17 protein-coding genes and 1 riboswitch are annotated in these 20,696 nt (G+C 68.7%); of the genes, 2 read left to right on the forward strand and 15 right to left on the reverse strand.

What is annotated here, in order from left to right; genetic code table 11:
- Position 1: 1 nt before the first annotated feature.
- From CEF10_RS14070 to CEF10_RS14080, 3 genes are read right to left on the reverse strand one after another with little or no spacing between them, the layout of a single operon-like run.
- On the reverse strand, positions 2–2,209 hold the full coding sequence (locus tag CEF10_RS14070; protein WP_101068813.1) for an ATP-binding cassette domain-containing protein: 2,208 nt from the start codon (positions 2,207–2,209) through the stop codon (positions 2–4).
- A 23-nt stretch (positions 2,210–2,232) separates the two neighbouring features.
- Entirely contained in the window at positions 2,233–3,549 is a 1,317-nt protein-coding gene (locus CEF10_RS14075; protein WP_101068814.1) for a TolC family protein, read from the reverse strand.
- Between the two features lie 47 nt (positions 3,550–3,596).
- Positions 3,597–6,527 (reverse strand): Ig-like domain-containing protein, encoded by a 2,931-nt coding sequence (locus CEF10_RS14080; protein WP_101068815.1) that lies wholly within the window; start codon positions 6,525–6,527, stop codon positions 3,597–3,599.
- A gap of 350 nt (positions 6,528–6,877) precedes the next feature.
- Between CEF10_RS14080 and argE the strand changes: the two genes are divergently transcribed.
- Positions 6,878–8,044, forward strand: coding sequence for an acetylornithine deacetylase (gene argE / locus CEF10_RS14085; RefSeq protein ID WP_101068816.1), 1,167 nt, complete (start codon positions 6,878–6,880; stop codon positions 8,042–8,044).
- Positions 8,045–8,129: 85 nt separating this feature from the next.
- Here argE and trmB read toward each other — a convergent pair whose 3' ends face one another.
- From trmB to miaB, 9 genes are all read right to left on the reverse strand, one after another.
- The gene (trmB, locus tag CEF10_RS14090) at positions 8,130–8,840 is read right to left on the reverse strand and encodes a tRNA (guanine(46)-N(7))-methyltransferase TrmB (protein WP_101068817.1); all 711 of its coding nucleotides are present in this window, start codon (positions 8,838–8,840) and stop codon (positions 8,130–8,132) included.
- A 182-nt stretch (positions 8,841–9,022) separates the two neighbouring features.
- Positions 9,023–10,204, reverse strand: coding sequence for a methionine adenosyltransferase (metK, locus tag CEF10_RS14095; RefSeq protein ID WP_101068818.1), 1,182 nt, complete (start codon positions 10,202–10,204; stop codon positions 9,023–9,025).
- A gap of 6 nt (positions 10,205–10,210) precedes the next feature.
- A riboswitch (SAM-SAH riboswitch) is annotated at positions 10,211–10,258 on the reverse strand.
- A gap of 31 nt (positions 10,259–10,289) precedes the next feature.
- Entirely contained in the window at positions 10,290–11,816 is a 1,527-nt protein-coding gene (gene lnt, locus CEF10_RS14100) for an apolipoprotein N-acyltransferase (protein ID WP_232796520.1), read from the reverse strand.
- A gap of 5 nt (positions 11,817–11,821) precedes the next feature.
- Positions 11,822–12,709 (reverse strand): hemolysin family protein, encoded by an 888-nt coding sequence (locus tag CEF10_RS14105; RefSeq protein WP_101068820.1) that lies wholly within the window; start codon positions 12,707–12,709, stop codon positions 11,822–11,824.
- 29 nt (positions 12,710–12,738) lie between these two features.
- Entirely contained in the window at positions 12,739–13,293 is a 555-nt protein-coding gene (gene ybeY, locus CEF10_RS14110) for an rRNA maturation RNase YbeY (protein ID WP_101068821.1), read from the reverse strand.
- Complete coding sequence (locus tag CEF10_RS14115; RefSeq protein WP_101068822.1) at positions 13,286–14,254, reverse strand: PhoH family protein; 969 nt, start codon at positions 14,252–14,254, stop codon at positions 13,286–13,288. Before CEF10_RS14115 ends, ybeY begins: the two co-directional genes overlap by 8 nt.
- 188 nt (positions 14,255–14,442) lie before the next feature.
- Entirely contained in the window at positions 14,443–14,742 is a 300-nt protein-coding gene (locus tag CEF10_RS14120; protein WP_101068823.1) for a hypothetical protein, read from the reverse strand.
- A 10-nt stretch (positions 14,743–14,752) separates the two neighbouring features.
- Positions 14,753–15,313, reverse strand: a complete 561-nt coding sequence (locus CEF10_RS14125; RefSeq protein ID WP_101068824.1) for an OmpA family protein — start codon at positions 15,311–15,313, stop codon at positions 14,753–14,755.
- Positions 15,314–15,553: 240 nt separating this feature from the next.
- Complete coding sequence (miaB, locus tag CEF10_RS14130; protein ID WP_101068825.1) at positions 15,554–16,891, reverse strand: tRNA (N6-isopentenyl adenosine(37)-C2)-methylthiotransferase MiaB; 1,338 nt, start codon at positions 16,889–16,891, stop codon at positions 15,554–15,556.
- Positions 16,892–16,999: 108 nt separating this feature from the next.
- Between miaB and CEF10_RS14135 the strand changes: the two genes are divergently transcribed.
- On the forward strand, positions 17,000–17,872 hold the full coding sequence (locus tag CEF10_RS14135) for a hypothetical protein (protein ID WP_101068826.1): 873 nt from the start codon (positions 17,000–17,002) through the stop codon (positions 17,870–17,872).
- A 78-nt stretch (positions 17,873–17,950) separates the two neighbouring features.
- Here the strand turns inward: CEF10_RS14135 and CEF10_RS14140 are convergent, their stop codons facing one another.
- The 3 genes from CEF10_RS14140 to CEF10_RS14150 all read right to left on the reverse strand — a co-directional run bounded on the left by CEF10_RS14140 (position 17,951) and on the right by CEF10_RS14150 (position 20,694).
- On the reverse strand, positions 17,951–19,270 hold the full coding sequence (locus tag CEF10_RS14140) for a glycine cleavage T C-terminal barrel domain-containing protein (RefSeq protein ID WP_101068827.1): 1,320 nt from the start codon (positions 19,268–19,270) through the stop codon (positions 17,951–17,953).
- Between the two features lie 92 nt (positions 19,271–19,362).
- Entirely contained in the window at positions 19,363–19,830 is a 468-nt protein-coding gene (locus CEF10_RS14145) for a hypothetical protein (protein WP_101068828.1), read from the reverse strand.
- A 72-nt stretch (positions 19,831–19,902) separates the two neighbouring features.
- The gene (locus CEF10_RS14150) at positions 19,903–20,694 is read right to left on the reverse strand and encodes an enoyl-ACP reductase FabI (protein WP_101068829.1); all 792 of its coding nucleotides are present in this window, start codon (positions 20,692–20,694) and stop codon (positions 19,903–19,905) included.
- Positions 20,695–20,696: the final 2 nt, after the last annotated feature.

Genomic DNA, 20,696 nt, shown 5'->3' on the forward strand with positions numbered 1-20,696 from the left:
CTCAGCCCCCATCGCCCGCGGCCGCGCCGCCGGCGCGGGCCAGGTGCGCCATCACCTCGTCACGCGGGCCATCCACGGCCATGCGCCCGTTCTGCAACACCGCCGTGCGCTGGGCGAGCTTCAGGATCGGCATGCGGTGGGTGGCAAGGATCGCCGTCCGTCCCTCCAGCCAGCTTTCCAGCCGGCTGACCAGCGTGCGCTCCAGCGTCTGGTCCAGCGCCGCGGTCGGCTCGTCCAGCAGGCAGACCGCCGGGTCCTGCAGCCACAGCCGCGCCCAGCCGATCGACTGGCGCTGCCCCGCCGAGAGCCCCTTGCCGCCGTCGCGGATCTCGAGGTCCAACCCCTTGGGATGGCCCTTCACGAAGGGGCCCAGCCCGGCGAAATCCAGCGCCCGCAGCAGGCGGTCGTCGTCACGCTCCAGCAGGTTGAGATTGAGGTTGTCGCGCAGTGTCCCCGTGAACAGGCGCACGTCCTGCCCGAGGTAGCCCACCAGCCGGCGGATGTCGCGCGGGTCGATCTGGCCCATATCGGTGCCATCGAGCGCGACGCGTCCGCGGTCGGGCGCGTAGAGCCCCGACAGGACCCTGAGCAACGTGGACTTGCCGGACCCGTTCGCGCCCAGCACCGCCACGGTCTGTCCCGGCGGGATGGACAGGGCGGGAATGTCCAGCACCGGCGGCCCCTCCGCATCGTAGCTGAACTGCATCTCGCGGATCTCGTAACCGCCCTCCAGCGTCTCGCGCCGAAGGTAGCGCCGCCCCGGCGTGGCGTCCTGCTCGGCCAGCGCGATGGCATCCAGCCCGTCGAGCGCCGACTTCGCGTTGCCCCAGCGTGCCATCGTGCCGGCCAGTTGCGTCAGCGGCGCCAGCGTGCGGCCGGTCAGGATGCTGACGGCGATGATGGTGCCCACGGTGAATTCACCGGCGAAGACGAGGTAGGTGCCGGCGATGATCGCGGCGACATAGGTCGCCTGCTGCACCCCCTGGCTCCAGAACGTCAGGTTCGAGGCCAGTCGGCGCTGCTCGCGCGAGGTCGCGGCCGACTGGTCCGTCAGGTCCTGCCACTGCCGGCGGAACCGGTCCTCGGCGCGCTGCGTCTTGACGGTGTCGAGCTCGAAGATCGCCTCGTGCAGCAGGCGCGAGGCCCGCGCGCCCGCGCCCTGCGCATCGCGCGTGACCCGCATCATGTGCTTTTGCAGGAACAGGCCCGGCACCACCATCAGCACGCCGCCCAGGATCAGCACCCAGACCACGTTGCCCGCGATCGAGGCCACGAGCGCGAGGAACACGAAGATGAAGGGGATGTCGGCCAGCGTGCCGATGGCCGAGGCGGTGAAGAAATCGCGGATCGCGCCGAATTCGCGCATGGCGCTGAACAGCTTGCTGGGCGCGCGGGCCGCCAGGGCCGAGCGCATGCCCAGCATCCGCTCCATCAGCAGGCCCTGCACGCGCGATTCGATCTGGCGGCCCGCGCCGTCCAGCAACCGCGCCCGCGCGATCTTGAGCATCGCCTCCATCACCAGCGCGAGGCCCGCGCCCGCCGCCAGCACCCAAAGCGTGGCCTGTGACTGGTGGGGGATCACGCGGTCATAGACCTGGAGCGCGAACAGCGCGACCGCGACGGCCAGAAGGTTGGCCATGAACGAGCCGAGCGCGACCTCGGCCATCGGGCGGCGCAGCCGGTGAAACTCGCCCCAGAACCAGTGCGGCGCCTCGGCGCCGTCGCTGTCGTCTGCCCGCGCAGGCGCTTGCGCCGTGACCACCGTCCCGGTGAAAACCGGGTCGAAGTCCGCGCGCGGCACGGTGGTGCGGTTGTCCGGGCAGGTCGTGTCATGGATTTCCAGCGCGCCGTCCCGGCGCCCCAGCACCAGCACGTATTGGCCGCTGGTCATCTCGGCCAGCGCGGGCCAGGTGTCCGCGTCGGTGGTTTCGACCGTTTCGGCACGGGACGGAAGCCCGCAGGCCGACAGGCCGGCGGCCAGCGCCCGGGGCGTGGGCCGGTCGTCCGCGCCGTCCAGGGCGCCGTCGGCGGCCATTGCCTCGAGGATGTCCCGCGCGGGCACGCTGGCCCCCAGCAGTCCCGCGTAGGCGGCGGCAAGCTGTGCCCGCGCACGCGTGCGGGGGCCGACCCGGGCGACGCCGGCCGCCCGCGCGGGCGCGGCATCGGCATTGGACACCGGGCGCAGCCGCCTGGCGGCCCCGGGCGGCATGGTCACTGACACGGGCGCGCCGGTCAAATCTCGCTCCCGTCCGCCAGCAGCCCGAGATGGCGGGCGACCTCGAGCCGGGTCTGCGCCAGCTCGTGCTTGCGGGCGACGTGGTCGCGTTGCCGCTGCGCGAAGGTCTCGTAGACACCGACCACGTCCATGACCTGGCGCTGGCCGTTTTCGTACTGCGCCTGGAACAGCTCGAGGGTGCTCTTGGCGCGGCGTGCAAGCTCGCTCGTCTCGGCGACCTGCCGCGACAGCGCGACCAGCCGCTGGTCCATCCGGCGCAGGTCGCGGTCGGCATCCTCCTTGGCCTGCCGCACGCGGCGGGACGCGGCCTCCTTCTGCGCCTCGATCGCCTTCAGGCGCGCGCCCGTGCCCAGCCCCAGCAACCCGTCACCGCCCAGTTGCAGGCCCATGCCGCTGCCGTCGTCCCCGAGGCTGCCACCGGCGGTGACCCCCGGCAACTGATCGGCGCGGTCGATGCGCGCGCGCGCGATGTCGCGCGCGCGCATCGCCTCGGCCGCGAGAACCTCCAGCGGGACGGCGTCGCCCGCCGCCACGCGCACGTCGCTGAGCCCCTCGACCTCGTCCAGCGGGTGCACGGACATCGCGTTGAGTTCCGCGAGCCCGGTGGTCGCGACTTCGCGTTGCGCGGACAGTTCGGCGCGGATCTCGGCCAGTTTCTGGCGCACCACGTCCAGATCCGAGCGGTCCGAGATGCCGCCGCGCACGCGCTCGCGCATGATCCGCTCGAATTCCTGCATGTCCCGCAGCGCGCGGCGCTCCAGGCCGACACGTTCGCGCGCCTCGGCCGCGTCGAGATACAACGACAACGCCTCGGCCAGCCGGTCGTTGGTTGCCTCGGCCAGCTTGACGGCGGCCACCTCGACATCCGCGGCCGCGAAGGCGCGTTCGGCCTTCTTGCGCCCGTGGTCGAACAGGACCTGCTCGACCAGCAGGCGCGAGACGACGTCGTCGAGGCTGGTCAGGGTGATCTCTGGGCCGACGCGCGGCAGCCAGTTCTTGGCGGCCGCCTGCGCCCGCAGACGCGCGCCGCGCAGTTCGGTGGCCTGCGTGCGGCTGTCGGCCTCGAGGACGGCGCGCGCCACCCGGTCGAAGCTGCCACCCGGCGGCAGCGCGCTGCGCCGCGCCTTCAGGTCCGCAATGATGGCCGAGGACTCCGCCTGTGCCTCGCGGTCGGCCGCGAAGAGCGACTGCGTCGTGTCGCGGAACCGCGACACGATTCCGCCGTCCTCGCCCGGGCCGGTCGCGCATCCCCCGAGCGCCAGGGTGACAATTGCCAGAAGGCCCCATGTGCCGGTTGTCTGCGTCTTTGTCATGCTGTGTCGCTCCAGCGGTCGGTCGGCGGGCGGGACGGGGGCTGCGGTCAGGTCTGAACGGTGACATCCTCGTCGACGATGACCGTCGCATCGCCGCCGAAGCTGTATATGTCGTAGGCATCGCCATCGATCTGCGTGTCGCCCGTGTCCTGCGCGCCGGCCAGCGTCACGGTGTCGTCGGCCCCGCCATGCACGACGAGCGTGTCGGAGGTGTCAGACAGCGCAGTCACCTCCGCCTCGGTGGCCGTCATCTCGGCGTTGTCGCCGAACCGCAGGTCCACGGCGGAGACGTCGAACTGGTCCAGCGCGGCGGAGTCGAGCTCGACCTCGCTCGTCGCCGTCTCGTCGAGGACGACAAGGGTGCTGGAGGCGTTTCCGGCATCGTCGGTACTGGTCACCACGAGTTGCGAGCCGTCGGGCACCGTCGTGGGATCACCCGAGCCGTCGAGGAAATGATGGTCGGACTCACCCAGGAATTCGTCCTGCGTGGTGTGCAATGGCACGGCGCTGACCGATCCGTCCGGCTCGATCTCGTGGACCGTCACCGTTTCCTCGGTTGTCTCGGTGGTCACGTTCCGGTACCCGCCCCCCTGCCGGAAATAGCCGACGATCCCCGGCGCGTCGGGCACATCGGTGTCGACGGTCAGCGAATCCTCGATGCTGGTCGTGTTTCCGGCGGCGTCCGTCGCGGTGACCTTGAAGCTCTCGGTGCTCTCGCCCTCGGGGATGTCGCCGGACGGGATGTCCAGCGTCCAGTTGCCGTCACCATCCACATCCGCGTCATAGGTCTTGCCGAAGATCTCGACCTGCACCGCCGAGCCGGCCTCGACCTGCCCGGCCAGCGTGATCCCGTCCCGCGCTTCCGCGGCGTTGACCGTCCCGTCGGTTGCGACCGAAGCCGCATCGGCCGACAGGGTATTGACCCGCGTGTCGACGGTGACGGTGTCCTCGATCGTCTTGGTGTTGCCGGCGGAATCCGTCACCTCGACGGTCATGTCCGCGGTGTATTCGCCCTCGGCCAGGGCCCCGGCTTCGAACTGCGCGGTCCAGTTGCCGTCGTCGTCGACCTGCGCCTCGCGCGTCACCCCGTCGATCGTGACCCCGACCGTCGAGCCCGGCTCGGCGGTGCCCGTCACCTCGAACCCTGCGTCCGCGGTGGCCTTGTTGACCACATCGGTGCCATCGGTCGAAACCGCGACGTCGAGATCCTCCATGCCGGTGTCCTCGACCCGCGTGTCGACGTTCACCGTCTTGTCCACACGGCGCGTGTTGCCCGCGGCATCGGTGGTGATCGCGACGAGCTGCGCGTCGTAGCTGCCCCGAGGGATCTCGCCGGCGGCGAACTCCACAGACCAGTCGCCGTCATCGTCGGCGGTCACGGTTCGGGTCGTGCCCTCGAACGTGACCTCGACCTCGGCGCCGGGATCGGCGCGCCCCCCGACGGTGATGCCAGAGGCCGCCTCGTCGGCGTTGACCGTACCGTCACCACCCACCTGCCCGGCCTGCACGGAAAGCGTGCCGGCCTCCGTGTCGACAGCGACCGTATCCTCGATCGTGCGGACGTTACCGGCGGCATCGGTCGCCGTCGCGATCAGTTGCGTGGTATAGGTGCCTGCCGCGATCTGGCCGGCGGTGAACCCGGCCGTCCAGCTGCCGTCGGCGGCAACCGTCGCCTGCGTCACGGCGTCGCCGAGTTGCACGGAGACGCTGGACCCCGGTTCGGCCGTGCCCGTGACCTCGAGGCCGGACTGCATCTCGGCCTGGTTGACGACCGCATCGCTTCCGCCGACCTCGCCCGTCCAGGCAAGGCCCTCGACGACGGTATCGATGGCCACCGGTTCCTTGATGGTGGCGCTGTTGCCGTGCGCGTCGGTGGAAACGACGGTCATCTGCGCGGTCTGCACGTCTTGCGGCAGGTCCGCGGCTTCGAAAACGACCGTCCAGTCGCCGTCGGGACCGACCTGCGTTTCATGGGACACGCCGCCAATGGTCACCTCCACCGTTGCGCCGGGCTCGCCCGTGCCGGAGATTTCCAGCCCGTCGGCGAAGGCGCCCGTCGCGCTGTCCTCTCCGGTGCGCACCGTGCCGCCGGTCACGTCGAGTGCGGGCGGAGTGAAATCGACGACGACCTCCGGCCCTTCGATCTCGGTCGTGCCACCGCCGGCGCCGATCACCGTCACGACGGCGGTGTGGGTGCCTTCCTGCGGCAGGTTGCCGGAGAAATCGGCCGTCCAGGTGCCATCGCTGCCGGCCACCGTCTCGACAGTGCTGCCGCCGATCGTGACTTCCAGCGTGGTGCCGGGCACCGCCTGCCCCGAGATGACGTAAACGTTCGTACCGCCGGAGAAAACAACGGTGTCCATATCAACGCTCGGCGCCGGCATCTCGGGAAGGTCCGGGAGAACCCCGGCAGGCGGGCTGCCCGGTTCGGCCGGCACGGGCACGGACCCGTCCTCGTTCGACGTGAGCGCGGCCGCTGCCGTCACCGAGGCCACGCCGGCACCGGTGGCGCCCAGCAGCGCGTTGCCGCCCAGGAGCCCCATGCCCAGCATCGAGACGGTTTCCTCGTCCTCGGGTTCGGCCGCGGCCACCTCGTTGCCACCGAGAAAGATCAACTCCTCCGAGGGGCTCCACTTGCCCCATTGCGCCGTTGCACCGTATTGCGCGTAAAGCGCGCCGTCGTCGCCCTGGATCAGGGTCACCTCGTTGAGGTAACCGTCCGAGCTTATGAACAGCCGGCTTGCGGGGGCGCCGTCCGCGCCGAAGTAATCCTCGAGCACGATCACCCGCCCGTCGGCGAGAACGATCTCGAGATCGGATCCCGCGCGCAGGAAGCCGTTGATGTCCGACTGCCGAATGTTGAAAGAAATTTCCTTGCCCCGGCCAACCCCGATCACGGTCGGGTTGTCACTGGCCGGCACCGTCCCGAAATCGGACGCACCGGATTCGGCGCGAACGACGAAATCAATCGCCTTCATGCTGCCACCACTCTGCCTCAAATCGCCGGGCTCGACTGCCCGAACTTTACTATTTTGCACAAAGTACCCGTTTTGCGACGCAATCTCCAGACATTTCTGATGCCCTGCCACATTTCCGCCGCAATTCGGGGGATTTACACGGCATAGCTCAGGCACCGGATGAAAACTCGCCCTATGCGTGTCGGCCACGGCAAGCGAGCGCGTCCTTTTCGCAACAACGGCCTGCGCGCCATTGGCGGGGCCGGGATGCACGCCGGTCTCGCACGGCCTGCGCGGGCCGCTTTTTGGCTTGACGGAAAAGGCTTTGCGCCACAGGGTGCCGCAGGTTCCGCAAATGGAGAAGACGGCCCGTGTCGACGCAGCTTGCCGATACAGTCGCCCTGCTGGGCGATCTGATTGCCTTTCCGACGGTGTCCGAGTTCAGCAATCTCGACATGATTGCGTACCTCGCGCACCGGCTGGAACAGGCCGGCGCGCATGTCGATGTTTTCCACGACGAATTCGGGCACAAGGCGAACCTTTTCGCCACCATCGGCCCCACCGACGCCGATGGCGGGATCGTCCTGTCCGGGCATTCCGACGTGGTGCCCGTGGCAGAGCAGGACTGGGCCAGCCCGCCGTTCGAGCTGATCGAACACGACGGCCGCCTTTACGGCCGCGGAACCTGCGACATGAAGGGCTTCATCGCGGCGGCGGTCGCCATGGCGCCCGTTTTCGCGGACCGTGTCGGGAAGCGGCCCGTGCACTTCGCCTTCACCTACGACGAGGAGGTCGGCTGTTTCGGGGCGCGGGCGCTGGCCGAGAGCCTGCGTGACCGCGGCATCAGCCCCGGCGTGGCGATCGTGGGCGAACCCACGTCCATGCGCATCATCGAGGGCCACAAGGGCTGCTACGAATACACCACGCATTTCCACGGGCTGGCCGGGCACGGCTCGAACCCCGACCGCGGCGTCAACGCGGTGGAATACGCGGTGCGCTACGTCAACCGGCTGCTCGAGCTGAAGGAGGCGCTGCGCCTGCGCGCCCCCGCCGACAGCCGCTTCGACCCGCCGTGGACCACGATCAACACCGGCAGCCTCGTGGGCGGGGTGGCGCACAACGTGATCGCCTCCAATGCCTCGGTGGAATGGGAAATGCGCCCGGTCCGGGCCGCGGATGCGCAGTTCGTCAAGGACGACCTGAAGCACTATTGCGAGGACACGCTGCTGCCGGCGATGCGCGCGATCTGCCCCGACGCGGAGATCACCACCGAGGTGATCGGCGAGGTACAGGGGCTCGAACCCGCCAGCGAAAGCGAGGCCCGCCGCATCCTCGAGGAACTGACGGGCACCGACACGGCGGAGCTTGTCGCCTTCGGGACCGAGGCGGGCATCCTGCAATCGTGCGGCATGTCCACGGTGGTATGCGGCCCCGGGTCGATCGAGCAGGCCCACAAGCCCGACGAGTTCGTCTCGCTCGACCAGCTCCAGCAGTGCCTGGACATGCTGGACCGGCTGGGCGACAAGCTGGCCGCCTGACGGCGTGCCGCCGGTGGCAAGGGGGCGCTGCCCCCTCGGCCTTCGGCCTCACCCCCGGAGTATTTCGGGCAAGATGAAGACCCGTTCAGCGCCGCCGGAACGTCAGGTAATGCGGCCGGCGCCCTTCCTGCAGCGCCTTCTGCTCGTAGCGGGTGGACAGCCAGCCCGCCCAGGGCTCGCGCCAGTCCCCCGGCCTTTCCGCCAGCCAGTCGAACCCATGGGCCGGCACCTGTTCGAGCGTCTGGCGCGCGTAGTCGGGGATGTCCGTGGCCACGTGGAACAGCGCGCCGGGTTGAAGGATCCGCGAAAGCGGCACCAGGTGCTCTGGCGTGACGAAGCGGCGGCGATGGTGCTTCTTCTTCGGCCAGGGATCGGGGTAGAGCAGGAAGCCCCGCGCGACCGACGCCTCGGGCAGGACATCGAAAAGGTCGCGGACGTCGCCGGGGTGTACCGCGATGTTGTTCACCCCCGCCGCGCGGATCTTGCCAAGCGCCATGGCGACGCCGTTGACGTAGGGCTCGCAACCGAGGATGCCGACATCCGGGTGGGACCGGGCCAGGTGGACCATGTGCTCGCCCCCGCCGAAGCCGATCTCCAGCCAGACGGGGCGGCCACCGAACACCGCGCCCGGGTCGATGGGCCGGCGTTGCGGGTTGTCCTCCCAGCTGACCGGGCCGGGCGAGAGGCGCGGCAGATCCTCGTCGAGATAGGCTTGCTGCGCGGGGCGCAGGCCCTTGCCCTTGAAGCGGCCGTAGAAGTTGCGCCACGGGGCGCCGGAGGGATGCCTTTCGCTCATGTGGCGCGGGTTTAGCGGGGACGGACACGACGTGCAATCACAGGCGGGCGGGCGGCACCCAAGCCAATGGGCGGGCCGGCGCCGCGCGGGCTGCATCATCATTGATCACGGTCGCGAATACACTTGATGGAGACGATCGCGCGTCGCTGCAAACCTCCGCCGCGGCGACGGTTGCCGGCGGGTCATACCGCGCGTTTCAACGCCTCGGCCAGGTCCGTGCGCTCCCAGCTGAAGCCGCCGTCGGCCTCGGGCGCGCGGCCGAAGTGGCCATAGGCCGCCGTGCGCTGGTAGATCGGCTTGTTCAGGTCGAGATGTTCGCGGATCCCGCGCGGGCTGAGGTCCATGCAGTCGGCGATCGCCGTCTCGATCTGCGCCGCCGTCACCTCGCCGGTGCCATGCGTGTCGGCGTAGATCGACAGCGGCTTGGCCACGCCGATGGCATAGGACAGCTGGATCGTGCAGCGTTCGGCCATGCCGGCGGCGACCACGTTCTTGGCCAGGTAGCGGGCGGCGTAGGCCGCGGAGCGGTCGACCTTCGTCGGGTCCTTGCCCGAGAACGCGCCGCCGCCGTGCGGCGCGGAACCGCCGTAGGTATCGACGATGATCTTGCGGCCCGTCAGCCCGGCGTCGCCGTCCGGCCCGCCGATCACGAAGGTCCCGGTGGGGTTGATCCACCACTCGGTGGCCTCGGTGATCCAGTCGGCCGGCAGGACATCGCGGATGTAGGGCTCGACGATCTCGCGGATGTGCGCCGAGGTCTGGTCGGCCTCGGTGTGCTGGGTCGACAGCACGACCGAGCGCACCTCGACCGGTTTGCCGTGAAGATAGCGCAACGTGACCTGGCTTTTGGCGTCGGGGCCCAGCGTGGGTTCCGCGCCGGATTTCCGGGCCTCGGCGAGGCGGCGCAGGATCGCGTGACTGAACTGGATGGGCGCGGGCATCAGCGCGTCGGTCTCGTTGGTGGCGAAACCGAACATGATCCCCTGGTCGCCGGCACCTTCCTCGCGCCCCGCCTCGCCGGTGACACCCTGTGCGATATGCGCGGACTGCTCGTGCAGGTAATTGTCGATCTCGCAGGTATTCCAGTGGAACTTGTCCTGCTCGTAGCCGATGTCGCGGATGCAGTCGCGGGCGATCTGCGGCACGTGGTCCATGAAGGTCTTCAGGCGCCCCTGGTCGGTCAACCCGACCTCGCCGCCGATCACCACGCGGTTGGTCGTCGCGAAGGCCTCGCAGGCCACGCGCGCCATCGGATCCTCGGCCAGAAAGGCGTCGAGGATGGCGTCGGAAATGCGGTCGCAGACCTTGTCGGGGTGCCCCTCCGAAACGGATTCGGAGGTGAAGATGTAGTTCTGTCGGGACATGAGAAGCGCTCCATTGGATACATCCGTCACGCCAGGAAGCCGTTGTGACGGGGTTGAAGCTCGTTACGCAGAACGTGCGACGAGGTCAATCGCATTTTCCGCCTGCCGTGCGGCGGCGCAGCGCACCGGCCAGCAGCAGCGCCAGAAGGGCGGCGGCGGGCACGGGCCAATCGCCCATGCGGGCATAGGGCGTTGGTGGCAATGCGGGCGGCAGCGCCGCGTCGCGCCAACCCGCCTGCCCCAGCGGCAACCGTGCCGTGATGCGGCCCGCGGCGTCGATCACGGCCGACACGCCGGTATTGGCCACCCGGACCATCGGCAGCCCCTGCTCGACACTGCGCAGGCGGGCCTGGGCGAGGTGCTGGTAGGGCCCGGACACGCGGCCGAACCACGCGTCGTTGGTCACGAGCAGGATGAAATCGGCCCGGCCGGGGGCCGCGGCCACGTCGCGCGGGAACACGCCTTCGTAACAGATCAGCGGCAGCGCGCGGCCCAGATCGCCCATGCCGATGAGTTGCGGGCCGGGACCGGGGGAATAGCCGTGACCGTCCTGCGCGGCCAGACCGCGCAGGCCGTACTGGCCCAGCACGTCGCCGAAGGGGATGTATTCCCCGAACGGAACAAGGTGATGCTTGTCATAAAGTGATCGAACCTTGCCGTTTGTCCCCAACACGATCAGGGAATTGTACAGGCGCCTGTCCTGGCGGCGCTGTATCCCCAGGGCCACCTGTGCCCCGCCCGCGGCCGTCGATATGGCCTCAAGCGTCCTTGCGGCATGGTTGTAGGGCACCGGGATCGCCGTTTCCGGCCAGACGATCAGGTCCGGGCGCCCCCCCTCGCCCGGCTGGCGGGTGAAGCCGATCTGGCGGTCGAAGAAACCCCGTGCCTTGGCAGGGTCCCATTTCTCGTGCTGGGGCGCATTGGGCTGCACCAGCCGGACCACGGGGGCGTCGGGCCCCGCCCCGGCCGGGGGCGCGACAAGCGGGCCGGTGGCGTAGAGGATGGCCACGACGGCCAGCCCGGTGCCCCCGGCGCGCCATTGGCCCGCCAACAGGGCCCACAGCGCCGCCGCGCCGGCCGCCGTGATCGCGGTCAGCCCCAGCGCGCCGGTCACCGACACCCACTGAAGCATCGGCGTGTCGATCCAGGCATGGCCGGGTTGCGCCCAGGGAAAGCCGGTAAGCACGCGGCCGCGCGCGGCCTCGGCCAGGACAAGCGCGCCCCCCCACGCGACAGCACCGCCGCCCACCGCCCGCGCCAGGCCAAAGGCCGCCGCCCAGAACAACGCCAACCCCCCGCTGAGGAAAACCAGAGCGAATGGCGCCATCCAGCCGTGCCGGGCGGCATCGACCAGGAAGGGTTCGACGATCCAGCTCAGCGAAAGCGCGAAATACCCCGCGCCGCCGGCCCAGCCCAGCGCGGCCGCCGTCCGCCAGTGTCCGCTTTCGCGGGAAAGCGCGAAAAGCGCCGCGAACCCGACGAGCGTCGCCGGCCAGACCCCGAGCGGCGCCTGCCCCAACGCGGCCAGCGCGCCCGCCGCGGCCGAGAGGCACAGGCGATACGCCGGCCGCCGGGACAGGGCCCAGCGGGCGGCACGGACTGGCGCGCGCACGCCCGTCAGCCTTCGCCGTGGCCGGGCAGCCGCACGCGCAGCCGCTTGATGCGGCGCGGATCGGCCTCGATCACCTCGATCTCGGTCCCGTTGGGATGCTCGACCACCTCGCCGCGCACCGGCACGCGGCCCAGAAGCATGAACACCAGGCCGCCGAGCGTGTCGATTTCCTCCTCGTCCACGCCTTCCACCGACGTGAGCGACAGGCCGATCTCCTGTTCGAACTCCTCGAGCGGCGTCTTGGCCAGCGCCATGTAGAGGCCCGGCGCCTCCTGCGTCCAGTACCGGCCCTCGTCGATGTCGTGCTCGTCCTCGATCTCGCCGATGACCTGCTCGATCAGGTCCTCGATTGTCACCAGTCCGTCCACGCCGCCGTATTCGTCTATGACCAGCGCCATGTGGCGCCGCTCGCTCTGCATTTTCTGAAGCAGCACGCCGATGGGCATCGAGGGCGGCACGAAAAGAAGCGGGCGCAGCATCTGCTTGAGCGAAAACCGCCCGCCCGTCCCGTTGAACCCGTGGCGCAGCGCGAAATCCTTCAGGTGGACCATGCCCACCGGCGAATCCAGCGTGCCCTGATACACAGGAAGGCGGGTCAGGCCGCTTTCGCGGAACACGTTGACCAGTTCGTTCCGGGTTGCCGTAACGGGGACGGAGACGATGTCGGCCTTGGGGATCGCGACATCCTCCACCGCCATCCGGCGCAGATTGATCATTCCGTGCTGCGCTTCGCCGGATCCGGAATCCGCGTCGGTGGAATCGTCCTCGTCGTCCGAGGCGCTGAAAGCGCCGATTATGCGGCTGAAGAAGCCGCCGTTGTCTTCCTGGTCTTCATGGCCTTCGACCTGCGCGCGCCGCGCCGCGTCCGAAGATCCGTCGATGCTTTCGCCCATTTTCCCTTTTCCGGTGACGGGACCCGTTCCTACCTATATGGGTCAGGAACCCCCAGTTTGCCAAGTATGACCGTTTCGGTCCGTTCCATGAGGGTGGCATCACGGTCACGCTCATGGTCGTAGCCCAGCAGGTGCAGCACGGCATGGACGACCAGGTGCATGACGTGGTCCTCCAGCGGTGTGCCGGCGGCCCGTGCCTCTTGCAGGCAGGTGTCGTAGGAGATGGCGATATCGCCGAGTTCCGCCGCCTCACCGGCCTCGGGGGGGCGGGGCATGCCTCCGTCCTCCGTGGCGGCGCGTTCGGCGCTCGGCCAACTGAGCACGTTGGTGGGTCGCTCGCGCCCGCGGAAATCCGCGTTGAGCGCGGCGATACGCGCATCGTCACACCCCAGGACGACGATCTCGAAATCCGCCGGGTCGAGGCCAAGGTGCTGCAGCGCCGCCGCGGCCGCGCGGCCGGCCAGCGCGGGCAGGTCCGCGTCACGCCAGCGGTCGTCCTCGATCACGGTCTCGACAGCGCCCGGGGCCGGGCCGTCGCCGAATGCGCCGTCGCATGGCCGCGTGGAAAGACCGTGTTCAGCCATCGGCCTCGTAGGCCTCGATGATCGCGGCGACCAGCGGGTGGCGCACCACGTCGGCAGCCGAAAAATAGGTGAACCCCACGCCCGCTATGGACTTCAGAAGGCGCTCGGCATCGTGCAACCCGCTGGTCACGCCGCGCGGCAGGTCCACCTGGCTTCGGTCGCCGGTGACGACCATGCGGCTGCCCTCGCCCAGCCGGGTGAGGAACATCTTCATCTGCATCGAGGTCGCGTTCTGCGCCTCGTCGAGCACGACGAAGGCGTTGCTGAGCGTCCGCCCCCGCATGAAGGCCAGCGGCGCGATCTCGATCCGGCCTTCCTCCATCAGCTTGGCCAGCTGCTTGCCGGGCAGGAAATCGCGCAGCGCGTCATAAAGCGGCTGCATGTAGGGGTCGACCTTTTCCTTCATGTCGCCGGGCAGGTAGCCCAGCTTCTCGCCCGCCTCGACGGCGGGGCGCGCGAGGATGATGCGATCCACCCTGCCCTCGATGAACATGGAGACACCGACGGCAACGGCCAGGTAGGTCTTGCCGGTGCCCGCCGGGCCGATACCGAAGGCGAGATCCCTGGAAAACAGCGTCTTGACGTATTCCTTCTGCGCCTTCGTCCGGGGCTCGACCAGCTTCTTTCGGGTCTTGATCTCGACCGGGCCGCCGCGGAACATCTCGAGCTGGTCGCCGTCGCGCGTGCGGCCTTGCGGCTGCGTCTGCGGGCCCATGCGCACCGCCCGGTCAAGGTCTCCGTGATCCAGCGGCTTGCCCGACTCCAGCCGTTCGTAAAGGCTTTGCAGAACACGCACGGCTTCCTGCGCCGCCTCGGGTTCGCCCACCACCGCCAACTGGTTGCCGCGGCGCATGATCTGCACGGCAAGCTGCTCCTCGAGTTCGGCGAGGTTGCGATCGAATTCGCCGCACAGGTCGATCAGCAGGCGGTTGTCGGGGAACTCGGCCACTTCCTCGTGCATGGCCTGAGGATCGGGTGCCTGCGGCAGCGGGGTTGTGGCCAATCAAGTCTCCTTCGCTGGGGCCTGATCCGATGGTGCCAACTCGGGCCTCCCTGCGCAAGCGCGTGCCGCCGCATTTCCAGCCAACGCGCAAAGAAAAGCCGCAGACGCGCACGCCTGCGGCCGTGTCCCGCACCCTGCCTGCGGGCTCAGATCGGATCGGAGACCGTCGTGCCTTTCTTGTAGGGGCCGGTCGCAACCGTCGGCGGTGCCGTACCCGAGCACACCGGCTTGCCGTACTTGTCGAGCCGCTGCGACAGGTAGCCTTCGGCGCCGTCGTCGATGATCCAGTGGTCGCAGCCCCTCGGGTCGATCCAGACGCCGGCCTTGAGCTGGCTGAGGTGCTTGGAATCGATCCCGCGATCGACGGTCTTGTTCTGCTTGTTATCCACGCAACCGGCCGCGAGCAGAGCGGCGGCGATCACGCCGGCGAGTTTGAAAGCCTTCATGGTAATCCCCTCAGCGAATGCAGATGATTTCGACGCGGCGGTTCTTGGCCATGCCGGCCGCGGTGTTGTTCGACGCTTTCGGCATGCGCTCGCCGTATCCGCGCACGTCGGCGATCCGCACGCCGGCGTTGCGGGCGACGCGGGCCACTGCATTGGCGCGGCGCAGCGACAGGGCCATGTTGTACTGGTCGGACGCCCGGCTGTCGGTGTGCCCCGTGATGACGTAGGAGGTGGCGTTCGCCTGCCGGAAGAACGACAGCAGCCGCTGGCGCCCGTCGCGGCTGATGTGCGAGCTGTCGGTGCGGAACAGCGTGTCGGAATTCATCACGCCGCAGACGTTGCCGCGCCGGCAGACGGGAATGCCCTGGCGATTGACGTGGGGGGTCATGTACCCTTCCCAGCCGTCGTCCATGACCCAGTGTTCGCACCCGTCCGGATCGACCCAGATCGTCGGCACGTAGGATTCGCCGACCACGGTGCGTTGCGCGCCCTGCGCCTGCACCTCGCCGGCTGCCGCGATGCCCAGTGCGACCGCGCAAAGGCAGCCGAGCAATGCGCGCGCCGTTTTCATGATACCCTTCGTCACAGCAACTGTCCCCTTGTCAGTTCCCCCGGGTCCGGGCGCCGCCACGGCAGCATGTGACGACGCAGCCCGATTTATCGTTTCAGTCTAGCAAGTTCGCAGGCAATGTGAAGAAATATCGGCGGCCTGCCGCGACCAACGAACGTCACCGGGGCGCGGGCGCCACGGGCTGCGCAGCAGCACGGCGCGCAAAAAACGCTTTAATTTCAGGAATCTGCGCTCTGCCCTTCAGGCGGCGGGCATGCGCGCCAGCCGCCCGCCCAGCGAATTCGGTCCGCTCTCCGTGATTTCAACCGAGGCGAGTTCGCCGGGCGCGAGGGAAGAATCACTCACGTGTACGGCGTGCAGGTATTCGGATTTTCCGACCATCTGGCCCGGCTGGCGCCCTGATTTTTCGAAAAGCACCTTGACGTTATGGCCGACCATTGAATCCTGCACCGCGCGCTGCTGGCGCGTGATGAGCGACTGCAGTCGCTGCAGGCGTTCCGCCTTCGCGTCCTCGTCGACCTGCGCGCGTTCGGCCGCCGGCGTGCCGGGGCGCTCCGAATACTTGAACGAGAAGGCGTAGCCGTAGTTGACTTCCTCGATCAGGTCGAGCGTGGCCCGGAAATCCGCCTCGGTCTCCTCGGGGAAGCCCACGATGAAATCGCCCGAGATCAGGATATCGGGGCGCGCGGCGCGGATGCGCTCTATCAGCCGAAGGTAGCTTTCTGCCGTGTGCTTGCGGTTCATCCGCTTGAGAATGCGGTCGCTGCCCGACTGGACCGGAAGATGCAGATAGGGCATGAGTTTTTCGCATTGCCCATGTGCCGCGATCAGGTCGTCGGTCATGTCGTTCGGGTGGCTGGTGGTGAACCGGATGCGTTCCAGCCCGTCGATGTCGTTGAGCGCCCAGATCAGCCGCGCGAGGCTCCAGTCGCCGCCCTCCGGGCCCTCGCCGTGATAGGCGTTGACGTTCTGGCCCAGCAGCGTGATCTCGCGGACGCCGCGTTCCACCAGGTCGCGCGCCTCCTCCAGCACGCGGGTGGCCGGCCGGCTGACCTCGGCGCCACGGGTATAGGGCACCACGCAGAAGGCACAGAACTTGTCGCAGCCTTCCTGCACGGTCAGGAACGCCGTCGGCCCGCGGCGCGCTTTCGGCCGATTGCGCAGCGTGTCGAACTTGTCCTCGACGGGGAAATCGGTGTCGAGCGCCTTCTTGCCGTCGCGAACGCGCGCTTCCATCTGGGGCAGCCGGTGGTAGCTTTGCGGGCCAACGACAAGGTCAACCATGGGCTGGCGGCTCATGATCTCCTCGCCCTCGGCCTGTGCCACGCAGCCCGCCACCCCGATCTTGAGATCCGGGTTGGCCTCGCGCAGCGGCTTGAAGCGGCCCAGCTCGGAATACACCTTTTCGGCTGCCTTCTCGCGGATGTGGCAGGTGTTGAGCAGGATCATGTCCGCGTCCTCGGGGCTGTCCGTCTGCCGGTACCCCGCGGCGCCCATGGCTTCGGCCATGCGTTCGCTGTCATAGACGTTCATCTGGCAGCCGTAGGTGCGAATGTAGAGCTTCTTGGCGTCGGTCATGGGCAAGCCCCCGTGGATTACAGGGCGTCTGCCTACATCAAAGCCGGGGCGGCTTGCAATGCATGGCGATTTGCCCGACGTTCCCGGGCCAAGAACAGGAGGCGGCGCATGCGCTACGGGACCCTCAACGACTTTCTGGCGAACGGACGACGGGACGCCCTGGCCGAAGGGCCGGTCGCCATCATCATCGTGGAGGACGCGACCGAGGTGGATTCGACGGCACGCCACCACCTCGACGCCGGTTTCCGGTCCGTCCTGATGCTGATGCCAGACGCGTTGGAGCTGGCCGACGACTTGGCCGGGCGCGTTCACCGCATCGGGTTCCAGACCGGAGGCGGCGACGGGCATCTGGACGCGATCAACCGGCTCATCGCGTCCGCGCCCGGCTTGTGGATGTATTACTGCTTCAACGCGGAATACCTGTTCTACCCCTTCTGCGAGACCCGCACCGTCGGCGAGATGCTGACCTTCCATGCCGAGGAACGCCGCGAGGCGATGCTGACCTATGTCATCGACCTTTACGCCGGCGACCTCGAGCGACACCCCGACGCGGTGTCGCTGGAAGACGCGCACATGGACCGCTCAGGGTATTACGCGCTTTCGCGCGCGGACCGCTACGGCACCGACCACGACATGGAGCGGCAACTGGATTTCTTCGGCGGGCTGCGCTGGCGCTACGAGGAGCACATCCCCCGCGACCGCCGCAAGATCGACCGCATCGCGCTGTTCCGGGCCAAGCCGGGGCTGGAGCTGCGGGCCGATCACACCTTCAACGACGAGGAATACAACACCTATTCCTGCCCTTGGCACCACAACCTGACCGCGGCGATCGCGTCATTCCGCACCGCGAAGGCGCTCAAGCGCAACCCCGGTTCGACCTTCGATATCCCCACGTTCAAGTGGTACAACTCGACACCGTTCGAGTGGCATTCGCAGCAGCTTCTCGACCTCGGGCTCATCGAACCCGGCCAGTGGTTCTAGCGCCGCCATTGCAAAAAGACGGCCGCGCGGGCGTTGTTATCCACACCCGGCCGCCGGCCGCCTTCGAGGATGCGACGGTTACTCGAGGCTTTCCTTGCCGCGAGCCCTGGCCTGTTCGCGGGCACTGGGGTGGGCAGAGGCCACGAAGGGCACTTCCGATACCGTCGCCGGCACGGGGCGACCCGGCTGCTCGGCGTAGACCTCGGGCAGTTCGACCTCGACCGCGCTGCCGATCTCGGACAGATCCCACGGCACGTAGCCCAGCGCGATGTTCGTCTCCAGCTCGGGTGACCACCACGGCGAGGTCACGAAGCCGCAGCGTTCACCTGCCGGGTTGCGGATCAGCCAGAAATCGGGGGCGTAGTCCGTGATGGGCTTGCCGCCCATCTTCAGCCCCACGAGCTTGAGCGCGAAGGGATAATCCCCGGCCTCGATCCGGGCGCGCTGCTCTTCCAGCGCCTCGCGGCCGATGTAATCCGCCTTCTTCTTGCGCGGCACCTGGTAGGCCAGGTTCACCTGGAAGGGCGATGTTTCGGCGTCCATGTCCTGCCCCCACGACAGGATGCCGGCGGCGATGCGGCGGTGATGGGCGGGCGCGATCACACGCAGCCCGTAGCGCGCGCCGACCCCGCGCAGCGCGTACCAGACGCGTTCCGCGGTTTCATGGGCATTGCGCACGTAGACCTCGTAACCCTTCTCGCCGGAAAACCCGGTCTGGCTGACCACCACCGGGCAGCCGCCGATCTCGGTTTCCAGAAGCCCGTAATAGGGGATCTCGCGCACCTCGTCGCCTACGACATCGGCCATCATGTCTTCCGACAAGGGCCCCTGGATCTGCAGGGGGGCGACATCGATCTCGTCGATCTCCACCTCCCAGCGGCGTGGCGTGTTCACCCCCTGGAGCCAGAGCATCAGGTCGCTGTCGGAAATCGAGAACCAGAACTCGTCCTCGGCCAGCCGCAGCAGCACGGGGTCGTTCAGGATGCCGCCGCGGTCGTTGCACAGGATGCAATACTTGCCGTGCATCGGCCGGATGCGCGTGGCGTCGCGCGTGATGACGGTGTTGACGAAGCTTTCGGCGTCCGGCCCCTTCACGCGGATCTGCCGCTCGACCGCCACGTTCCACAGCGTGACACCGTGAACGAGCGAACGATACTCGGCCATGGCGCCACCGTCCTCGGGGCGGGCATAGCCGCGGGGGTGATACATCCGGTTGTAGACGGTCGCGCGCCAGACGCCGGCCTCCACCGACAGGTGCCAGAACGGCGATTTGCGCACGCGGGTCGAAATGAGCATCTGCACCGGGGTCGGGCCCGACTGGCGCAGGTTGAAGGGCACGTGCCGGTCGGACTGGTCGACGCCCGGAACGTTGGGATGGTTGCGCTTTTGCTGTGTCATGCCTTCCGCGTCTCCTGTGTTGCCCCGGCAAAGATGGGGGCGCCCCCAGCGGCCCGTCAACGCGGCCTCACGCGAAAGGGAACCGCGGGGCGCTACCCGCCGCCGCCCGCGGCCGCGCTGTCGAGCTTCAGGCGACGCACGCCCGCGGCGGCGCCCGACGTTCCCTGCCCCACCGTCACGCGCTTGAAGCCGCGCGAGTCGTCGATGGTGAAGCTCGGCGGAACGCCTGCGGAAGGCGCGGCGGGCGCCCGGGGCGCGGCGCGGTGCGGAGGCGCCGACGGTGCATCCTGCGCAACCGTGTCGGACGAGCCCGCGGTCCGGGCCCCGGCGGCCGGTGCCGTCGCGGGATCGGCCGAAGCCATCCGCTGCGTCCCCAGGGTTGCCTGAAGGTTTGCCAGCCCGGTCCTGAGTTTCGGCCCGATCACCGGATCCGACCACAGCACGGCCGACACCATCACCAGGAAAACCGGCGCCAGCAGCCGCGCGGCGATGCGGGCGCGGCGGGCGCGCTTGAACCGGCGCAACGCGCGCGGGTCGATATCCGTGGGCAGATCGCTCATGCGGACCACGCTACCGCGGCGCAGTGGCGGAAATGCGGCGCCGCGCGGGCGATTCGCGGTCCTGCGCGCCTGTCAGAGGTTTTCGGCCTGCGGCATGCCCAGCACGTGGTACCCGCCGTCCACCTTGATGACCTCGCCCGTCGTGCAGGCGCCGGCGTCGGAGGCCAGGTAGACCGCCGTGCCGCCGATCGCCTCGAGCGTGGCGTTGGCCCGCAGCGGCGCGTTCTCCTCGGTATGCTTGTAGGTGCGCCGCGCGCCGCCGATGGCCGCGCCCGCGAGCGTCTTCATCGGCCCCGGGCTGATCGCGTTCACGCGGATGCCGTCGGGGCCCAGATCGTTGGCCAGGTAACGCGTGGCGGCCTCCAGCGCGGCCTTGGCCACGCCCATCACGTTATAGTTGGGCACCACGCGGTTCGACCCCTGGTAGGTCAGGGTCAGCAACGTGCCGCCGCCGTCCTTCATCAGCGGGTGCGCCCGGCGTGCCACGTCGATGAAGGAATAGGCCGAGATTTCCATCGAGTGCTTGAAGTTGCGCCGGCTGGTGTTCATGAAGCGGCCCGTCAGTTCGGACTTGTCCGAATAGGCGATGGCGTGCACCACGAAATCGATCGTGGGCCAGCGTCCGGCCAGCGTCTCGAACGCGGCGTCGAGCGACGCGTCGTCGGTCACGTCCACGTCGAGCAGGATGTCCGAGCCAAGCGACGCCGCCAGCGGCTCCACCCGCTTGGCGAAGTTGTCGCCCTGGTAGGAAAACGCAAGCTCGGCGCCCGCCTCGTGCATCGCCCTGGCGATTCCCCACGCGATGGAGCGGTCGTTCGCCACCCCCATGATCAGGCCGCGCTTGCCCTGCATCGAATTGGTCATAT

It is taken from the genome of Roseovarius salinarum, assembly GCF_002834145.1.
GTDB lineage: Bacteria > Pseudomonadota > Alphaproteobacteria > Rhodobacterales > Rhodobacteraceae > Roseovarius > Roseovarius salinarum.

Bases quoted from the DNA above. Each gene is read 5' to 3' on its own strand.
- CEF10_RS14070 (WP_101068813.1), bottom strand. From the start codon at position 2,209: ATGCCGCCCGGGGCCGCCAGGCGGCTGCGCCCGGTGTCCAATGCCGAT.
- CEF10_RS14075 (WP_101068814.1), bottom strand. From the start codon at position 3,549: ATGACAAAGACGCAGACAACCGGCACATGGGGCCTTCTGGCAATTGTC.
- CEF10_RS14080 (WP_101068815.1), bottom strand. From the start codon at position 6,527: ATGAAGGCGATTGATTTCGTCGTTCGCGCCGAATCCGGTGCGTCCGAT.
- trmB (WP_101068817.1), bottom strand. From the start codon at position 8,840: ATGAGCGAAAGGCATCCCTCCGGCGCCCCGTGGCGCAACTTCTACGGC.
- metK (WP_101068818.1), bottom strand. From the start codon at position 10,204: ATGTCCCGACAGAACTACATCTTCACCTCCGAATCCGTTTCGGAGGGG.
- CEF10_RS14105 (WP_101068820.1), bottom strand. From the start codon at position 12,709: ATGGGCGAAAGCATCGACGGATCTTCGGACGCGGCGCGGCGCGCGCAG.
- ybeY (WP_101068821.1), bottom strand. From the start codon at position 13,293: ATGGCTGAACACGGTCTTTCCACGCGGCCATGCGACGGCGCATTCGGC.
- CEF10_RS14115 (WP_101068822.1), bottom strand. From the start codon at position 14,254: ATGCACGAGGAAGTGGCCGAGTTCCCCGACAACCGCCTGCTGATCGAC.
- CEF10_RS14120 (WP_101068823.1), bottom strand. From the start codon at position 14,742: ATGAAGGCTTTCAAACTCGCCGGCGTGATCGCCGCCGCTCTGCTCGCG.
- CEF10_RS14125 (WP_101068824.1), bottom strand. From the start codon at position 15,313: ATGAAAACGGCGCGCGCATTGCTCGGCTGCCTTTGCGCGGTCGCACTG.
- miaB (WP_101068825.1), bottom strand. From the start codon at position 16,891: ATGACCGACGCCAAGAAGCTCTACATTCGCACCTACGGCTGCCAGATG.
- CEF10_RS14135 (WP_101068826.1), top strand. From the start codon at position 17,000: ATGCGCTACGGGACCCTCAACGACTTTCTGGCGAACGGACGACGGGAC.
- CEF10_RS14140 (WP_101068827.1), bottom strand. From the start codon at position 19,270: ATGACACAGCAAAAGCGCAACCATCCCAACGTTCCGGGCGTCGACCAG.
- CEF10_RS14145 (WP_101068828.1), bottom strand. From the start codon at position 19,830: ATGAGCGATCTGCCCACGGATATCGACCCGCGCGCGTTGCGCCGGTTC.
- CEF10_RS14150 (WP_101068829.1), bottom strand. From the start codon at position 20,694: ATGACCAATTCGATGCAGGGCAAGCGCGGCCTGATCATGGGGGTGGCG.